Origin of the sequence: Streptomyces sp. NPDC007905, from assembly GCF_042959345.1 — a bacterium.
GTDB lineage: Bacteria > Actinomycetota > Actinomycetes > Streptomycetales > Streptomycetaceae > Streptomyces.
On the sequence record NZ_JBIBKS010000006.1, the window covers coordinates 362,574 to 370,150 of the forward strand.

5 protein-coding genes are annotated in these 7,577 nt (G+C 72.3%); 1 reads left to right on the top strand and 4 read right to left on the bottom strand.

What is annotated here, in order from left to right; genetic code table 11:
- Window positions 1-114 precede the first annotated feature (114 nt).
- Complete coding sequence (locus ACFZDC_RS14035) at window positions 115-2,346, top strand: HelD family protein (protein ID WP_391323437.1); 2,232 nt, start codon at window positions 115-117, stop codon at window positions 2,344-2,346.
- 40 nt (window positions 2,347-2,386) lie between these two features.
- Here the strand turns inward: ACFZDC_RS14035 and ACFZDC_RS14040 are convergent, their stop codons facing one another.
- The 4 genes from ACFZDC_RS14040 to ACFZDC_RS14055 all read right to left on the bottom strand — a co-directional run.
- A complete protein-coding gene (locus ACFZDC_RS14040) occupies window positions 2,387-2,839 on the bottom strand; it encodes a lipoprotein (protein WP_391323438.1) in 453 nt (150 codons plus the stop codon).
- A gap of 277 nt (window positions 2,840-3,116) precedes the next feature.
- On the bottom strand, window positions 3,117-5,330 hold the full coding sequence (gene glgB, locus ACFZDC_RS14045; RefSeq protein ID WP_391323482.1) for a 1,4-alpha-glucan branching enzyme: 2,214 nt from the start codon (window positions 5,328-5,330) through the stop codon (window positions 3,117-3,119).
- 239 nt (window positions 5,331-5,569) lie between these two features.
- Window positions 5,570-7,015, bottom strand: a complete 1,446-nt coding sequence (locus ACFZDC_RS14050; protein WP_391323440.1) for a maltokinase — start codon at window positions 7,013-7,015, stop codon at window positions 5,570-5,572.
- 87 nt (window positions 7,016-7,102) lie between these two features.
- A partial coding sequence (locus ACFZDC_RS14055) for an alpha-glucosidase C-terminal domain-containing protein (protein ID WP_391323442.1) occupies window positions 7,103-7,577 on the bottom strand: 475 nt, incomplete at its 5' end.

Genomic DNA, 7,577 nt, shown 5'->3' on the forward strand with positions numbered 1-7,577 from the left:
GCGTATATTCAGTGGTTCGCGACTTCGATTTGAAATAGTCGCGGAGAAGTTCAGTGAGCACAGTATATCCGGGCGGGAGCGGAATTGTCAAACACCGAATTTCCAGACGATGAATTGCGGCACGAACAGGAATTCATCGACGGAGTGTACGCGCGCGTGGACGTGCTGCGCGGTGAGACGGAGACCTCGGTCGCGGACGCGCTCGCCCAGGGCGACAAGCCCATGCAGGCCAGGCTGGAGCGGGACATCCTGGTCGCCGAGCGCTCGGGGCTGCTCGCCGCGCTGAACGCCGTGGACGGCTCGCTCTGCTTCGGCCGGATCGATCTCGCCGACGGCGCGGTCCACCACATCGGCCGGATCGGTCTGCGCGAGGACGACGCGCAGCGCACCCCGGTCCTCATCGACTGGCGGGCCGACGTCGCCCGCCCCTTCTACCTGGCCACCGGGCACACCCCGATGGGCCTGCGCCGCCGCCGGCACATCGCCACCCAGGGCCGGACCGTGACCTCCCTGCACGACGAGATCCTCGACCTCGGCGACGCCACCCGCACCGGCCACGAGGACCCCACCGGGGACGCCGTGCTGCTGGCCGCGCTCAACTCGGCGCGCACCGGCCGCATGAGCGACATCGTGCAGACCATCCAGGCCGCGCAGGACGAGATCATCCGGGCGCCCCACCGCGGGGTGCTGGTGGTGGAGGGCGGACCCGGCACCGGAAAGACCGCGGTCGCCCTGCACCGGGCCGCCTACCTCCTCTACGAGCACCGCGAGCTGCTGGCCCGCCGTGCCGTGCTCATCGTCGGACCCAACCCGGCCTTCCTCGGCTACATCGGCGAGGTGCTGCCCTCCCTCGGTGAGACGGGAGTGCTGCTGGCCACGGTCGGCGAGCTCTTCCCCGGCGTGAAGGCCACCGCCACCGACACCCCCGAGGCGGCCGCCGTGAAGGGCCGCGCCGACCTGGCCGAGGTGCTCGCCGCCGTCGTGCGCGACCGGCAGGCCCTGCCCGACCCGGTCATCGCGATCGAGCACGACCGTGAGGTGCTGATGCTCGACGACGGTCTGGTCGGCGTCGCCCGCGAGCGCACGCGTGCCGCCAAGGTGCCGCACAACGCGGCCCGCGAGTACTTCGAGGGCCACATCCTCAACACGCTCACCGAGCTGTACGCCGAGCGCGTGGGCACCGACCCGTACGACGGCGGCAGCCTGCTGGACGCCGCCGACATCACGCAGATCCGCGACGACCTCGCCGAGAACCCCGAGGTCTGGGCCGCCATCGACCAGTTGTGGCCCCGCATCACCCCGCGGCGGCTGGTCGCCGACTTCCTCGCGGAGCCGGACGGTTACCTCCCCGAGGAGGACGCCGACGCGATCCGCCGCCCGGTGACCCGCCACTGGACCGTCGCCGACGTGCCCCTGCTCGACGAGGCGGCGGAACTCCTCGGCGTGGACGACCGGCTGGCGAGGGCGCGGGCGGACCGCGAGCGCGAGACGCAGGTGGCCTATGCGCAGGGCGTCCTGGACGTGTCGTACGCCTCCCGCACCTACGAGTTCGAGGACAAGGAGGACGGCGACCCGGACGGCTCCGAGGTGCTGTCCGCGCACGACATCATCGACGCCGAGCGGTTCGCCGAGCGGCACGAGGAGGCGGACCACCGCAGCGCCGCCGAGCGGGCCGCGGCCGACCGCACCTGGGCGTTCGGGCACATCATCGTGGACGAGGCGCAGGAGCTGTCCCCGATGGCCTGGCGGCTGCTGATGCGGCGCAGCCCGACCCGCTCGATGACCCTGGTCGGCGATCCCGCCCAGACCGCGGAGGCGGCCGGCGTCGGCTCCTGGGCCGACATCCTCGCCCCGTACGTGGAGGACCGCTGGGAGCACACCCGCCTCGGCGTCAACTACCGCACCCCCTCGGAGATCATGGACCTGGCCGCGGCCGTGGTCCGCGCGGAGAAGCCGGACTTCGAACCGCCGAGCTCGGTCCGGTCCACCGGCGTACGGCCCTGGGTGCGCCGGGCGTCCGACGACCTGCCCGGCGCGGTCGCCAAGGCGGTCGCCGAACTCACCCCCACCGAGGGACGGCTGGCGGTGATCGCCCCGCGCGCCCTGCACCGCTTGCTGGCCGCCCGCCTGGACGGGGTCACGGCCGGCGCCGAGCCCGACCTGACGCACACGGTCGTGCTCCTCGACCCGCGCCAGGCCAAGGGTCTCGAATTCGACTCGGTGCTGGTGGTGGAGCCGGGCGCCTACGGCACGAGCGATCTGTACGTGGCGCTGACCCGGGCGACGCAGCGGCTCGGGGTGCTGCACACGGGGGTGCTGCCGCCGGGGCTGGCCGCGACGGAGTGACGGCGGAGGGCCTGGAACAGTTGCTCCAGGCCCTCCGGTCTCACGTGCCCTGCAGGGACATCCCCTTCGGTGAGGTGAGCCCCTTGCCGGGATCGGCGCGGTACGTCGCGGTCCGGACGGTGGGTGGGCAGGACGTGCCGTTGGGGTGCTGCTCGGTCAGCCTCGCCCGGGTGCTGTCCTGGACGACCGGGTCACCGGTCCTCGCGGAGGTCACGGTGAGCTTCACCGGCACGGTCGACGCGCCGATGCGGTCGGGCAGCCGGACCGTCACCGAGCCGAACGGGTCCTCGGGGTCGCCCGACGTCTGCTCCCTGCAGGCGCCGCCCACGCAGAGCCGGACCCTCGCCGCGTCCGCACCGCCGAAGTCGGACGGCCGCCACACGACGGAGACGTGCGAGTCCGCGTCGGCCCGGGTGCACGGCGTGTCCCGACCGAGCAGCGAGCAACCGGTCAGGGCCACCATGAGGGACAGCGCGAGAAGCGTGCGGCGCATGTCAGTACCTCGCGACCGTTCCCGGGAAGGTGCTGCCGGCCGGCCCGATGCGGGACTGCGCCTCCCCGCCGCACCGACCATCCGCCGGCAGGGCGGCTGCCCACCCCGGCCGCTCGCGCAGGGGGCTTCGCCGGACCCGGACGGTGCCGGTGACCAGGGGTGTTGCACTCGGGTTCCTTTCGCTCACCGGGCGATGAGCGGCCGAGCGCAGGCACTCCATGGCATGTACGCAAAGGGAATATGAAGTTCCGTCTCGTCTGCTGCCCCGTGCCGGTCATCAGGCCGGTCGCAGCCACACCGTCGCCAGCGGGGGCAGCGTCAGCCGGATGCTCGCCGGGCGGCCGTGCCAGGACTGCGGTTCGGGCTTGATGACGTCGCGGTTGGTGACATCGCTGCCGCCGTAGCCGCCCGCGTCGGTGTTCAGTGCCTCCAGCCAGGCCGGTACGTCCTCCGGCACACCGATGCGGTAGTCGTGACGGACCACCGGGGCCAGGTGCGAGACGGCCAGCAGCGGATTGCCGTCGGCGTCGTGGCGCAGGAACGCGAAGACGTTGTCGTCCGCCGCGTCGCCCGTGATCCACTGGAAGCCCGCCGGGTCCGTGTCGCACTGCCACAGCGCCGGGGTCGCGCGGTACAGCCCGTTCAGGTCCCGTACGAGATTCCGCACGCCCCGGTGGTCGGCCTCGGCGCCGTAGGACGGGTCGAGCAGCCACCAGTCGGGGCCGTGCGCCTCGGACCACTCGGCGCCCTGGGCGAACTCCTGCCCCATGAAGAGGAGTTGCTTGCCGGGGTGGGCCCACATGAAGCCGAGGTAGGCACGGTGACTGGCCCGCTGCTGCCACCAGTCGCCCGGCATCTTCGAGACGAGGGACCGCTTGCCGTGCACGACCTCGTCGTGGGAGATGGGCAGCACGTAGTTCTCGCTGTACGCGTACACCATCGAGAAGGTCATCTCGTGGTGGTGGTACTTGCGGTGGACGGGCTCGTGGCTCATGTACTCCAGCGAGTCGTGCATCCAGCCCATGTTCCACTTCAGGCCGAAGCCGAGACCGCCGAAGCCGCTCGGGCCCTTGTGATGGGTGGGGCGGGTGACGCCGTCCCAGGCGGTGGACTCCTCGGCGATGGTCACCACGCCCGGGCAGCGCCGGTACACGGTGGCGTTCATCTCCTGCAGGAAGGCCACCGCGTCCAGGTTCTCCCGGCCGCCGTACTGGTTCGGCGTCCACTGGCCCGGCTCGCGCGAGTAGTCGAGGTAGAGCATGGAGGCGACGGCGTCCACGCGCAGGCCGTCGATGTGGAACTCCTCGCACCAGTACACGGCGTTCGCCACCAGGAAGTTGCGCACCTCACGACGGCCGAAGTCGAACTCCAGCGTGCCCCAGTCGGGATGGGCGGCCCGCTGCGGGTCGTGGTGCTCGTACAGCGGCCGCCCGTCGAACTCGGCCAGCGCCCACGCGTCGCGCGGGAAGTGCGCCGGGACCCAGTCCATCAGCACGCCGATACCGGCCTGGTGCAGCCGGTCCACCAGGTACTTGAAGTCGTCCGGCGTGCCGAGACGGGCCGTCGGCGCGTAGAAGCCGGTGACCTGGTAGCCCCAGGAGCCCCCGAAGGGATGCTCGGCGACCGGCATCAGCTCCACGTGGGTGAAGCCCATCTCCGTCACGTACGCGGGGAGCTGCTCGGCCAGCTGCCGGTACGTGAGGCCGGGCCGCCAGGACGGCAGATGGACCTCGTACACCGAGAACGGCGCCTCGTGCACCGGGGTGTCGGCGCGGTGGGCCATCCATTCACCGTCGCCCCACTCGTGGTGCGAGTCGTCCACGATCGAGGAGGTGGCGGGCGGGACCTCGGTGCGGCGGGCCAGCGGGTCGGCGCGCAGGGTGCGCGAGCCGTCCGGGCGGGTGATCTCGAACTTGTACAGCTCGCCCGCGCCGACGCCCGGCACGAACAGCTCCCACACCCCGGACGAACCGAGCGAGCGCATCGGGAAACCGGTGGCGTCCCAGAAGTTGAAGCTTCCCGCGACCCGTACGCCCCGCGCGTTCGGCGCCCAGACCGCGAACCGGGTGCCCGTCACGCCCTGGTGGGTCGTCACGTGCGCGCCGAGCGCCCGCCACAGTTGCTCGTGGCGGCCCTCTGCGAGCAGGTGCAGGTCCAGATCGCCGAGCGTGGGCAGGAACCGGTAGGCGTCCTCGGTCTCGTGGACGGTGCCCTCGTACGTCACGAGAAGCCGGTAGGCGGGAACGTCGGTGAGCGGGAGCAGCCCGGAGAAGAAGCCGTCGCCGTCGTCGTGCAGTTCCGCCCGCAGGTCGCCCGAGACCACGCAGACCGCCTGCGCGTAGGGGCGGAAGGCGCGGAAGGCGATGCCGCCGGGGACCGGGTGGGCGCCGAGGACGGCGTGCGGGGCGTGGTGGGTGCCGTGCAGCAGCCGCTCGCGGTCACCGGCGTCGATCGCGGGAGAGACGGCGACCTCCAGCGCGGGCTCGGGCACGGCCGACGGCGCGGGCTGTGGGAGTGCCTTCGGGGCGGGTTCCGTGGAGGGCGCCGGTACGGCCCCGCGGGCGGCGGGCTCCGGCGTGCGGGCGTTCGGGATCGCGGCCGGCTCGGTCCGGGGGGCGGCCTCGGTCACGTCGGCCTTCTTCCCGGCCTTGCTCTTCTCGGCCCTGCTCTTGTCGGCGGCGGCCTTGCTCTTGCCGGACCTGTTCTTCGAGGTGGCTGACTTCTTGGACGTCACGGACGGGTCTCCCGGGCGAGGGTCGGGTCGGACGTGGCGAGGCGGCGGACCGCCGAGAGGGGAACGGGGAGCCAGTCGGGGCGGTGCCGGGCCTCGTAGACGACCTCGTAGACGGCCTTGTCGGTCTCGTAGGCCCGCAACAGCACAGGATCGGTGCGCGGATCGCGGCCGGCGACCTCCGCGTACCCGGAGCAGTAGGCGGACCGGCACCGGTGCGCCCACTCCGGCGCCGGCGGGCTCGCCGAGTGGGCGGCGTAGTCGAAGGAGCGCAGCATCCCGGCGATGTCCCGCACCGGCGGCTGCGGCATGCGCCGCTCGGCCAGCGGCCGGGCCGGCTCCCCCTCGAAGTCGATCAGCAACCACTCTCCCCCACTGCTCAGCGCGTGGGCGGTGCCCCCGGACGGCGAGCGCAGACACTGGCCGAGATGCAGATCGCCGTGGATGCGCTGGGCAGTCCAGGTACGCCCCTCGGCGGCCAGATCGGCCAGCGCCTCGAAGGCGGAGCGCAGCCCGCGCTCGTACGGCCGCAGCGCCGGCACCGCCTGGACGGCCGCCTCCAGCCGCTCGGTCATGCCCTCCACCAGCAGCCCCAGCTGGGCCTGGCCCAGCGTGACCGTCGGCAGGGCGCGGGCGAGCGTGGTGTGCACCTCGGCGGTGGCCCGGCCCAGCGCCCGGGCCTCGGCGACGAAGTCCTCGCCCTTGGCCAGCTCACGCAGCGCCAGCTCCCAGCCGTCGGCCGCACCGCTGACGAACGGCTGGAGCACGGCCAGCACATAGGAGTCGGTATCCAGCTCGGCATGGAGCCACGCCGTCGGCGCGGGCACCCGGCCGCAGCCCTCGCGGGCCAGTGCGAGCGGTATCTCCAGATCGGGGTTGACACCGGGGACCACCCGGCGCAACAGCTTCAGAATGAACGTATCGCCATAGACGATCGACGAGTTCGACTGCTCGGCGGTCATCAGCCGCGCCACGAGTCCCTCCCGGATCTGCCGGCTCGGGTCCCGCTCGAAACGCAGCCCGCCGATGCGGGACTGGGTGCGCAGGGCCTCCAGGAGCACGTCGGCGGGCCGGGGGTCGTACAGGGCCTCGTACACCGTGCGGCCGGCGAGCGGGCCCTCCTCCACATGTCCGATGAGCGCGGGCGCCAGCCGGGGCGGCAGCGCCTCGCGCACGCCTATGAGCAGCTGGTAGCAGTCGCCGGGGTGCGACGGTGCGCCCAGCACGGGTGGCTGGTGGACGCGCAGGAGCAGGTGGTAGAGCCCCAGCCGGCCGTCGGGGGGCAGCAGTTCGGTGGCGGCCACCGGGGTGAACCCGGTGACCGGGCGTCCTTTGCCCGCGAACCAGCGCTGCCTGGGCAGCCACTCGCGCAACAGGGGTTCGAGCGAGGCCAGGAGATGACCGGATGTGGTGGTGGTGCCGAAGGGGGCGACCGTTTCCGCCATGGGCGTCACGTCCTTTCCCCGGGTCGTCGGGGTGTTACTGATGCGTGCCCCCGGTGGGGCGGAGGAAACCGCCCCACCGGGCTCGGCCTACGCAGCCTCCCGGCGCAGCCGGAACCAGTAGAAGCCGTGCCCCGCCAGCGTCAACAGGTAGGGCAGCTCGCCGATCGCCGGGAACCGCACCCCGCCGAACAGCTCGACCGGGTGCCGCCCGCTGAACCGCCTGAGGTCCAGCTCCGTGGGCTGTGCGAACCGCGAGAAGTTGTGCACGCACAGCACCAGGTCGTCCTCGTACTCGCGCAGAAAGGCGATCACCGCCGGGTTCGAGGACTGCAGCTCGGTGTAGGACCCCAGTCCGAAGGCGGGATTCTGCTTGCGGATCTCGATCATGCGGCGGGTCCAGTGCAGCAGCGACGACGGCGAGGCCATGGACGCCTCGACGTTGGTCACCTGGTAGCCGTGGACCGGGTCCATGATCGTGGGCAGGAAGAGGCGTCCCGGGTCGCAGGACGAGAAGCCCGCGTTGCGGTCGGGGGTCCACTGCATGGGGGTGCGGACGGCGTCG

Excerpts from the sequence above, each read along its gene's own strand:
- ACFZDC_RS14040 (WP_391323438.1), bottom strand. The coding sequence starts at position 2,839 with ATGCGCCGCACGCTTCTCGCGCTGTCCCTCATGGTGGCCCTGACCGGT.
- ACFZDC_RS14050 (WP_391323440.1), bottom strand. The coding sequence starts at position 7,015 with ATGGCGGAAACGGTCGCCCCCTTCGGCACCACCACCACATCCGGTCAT.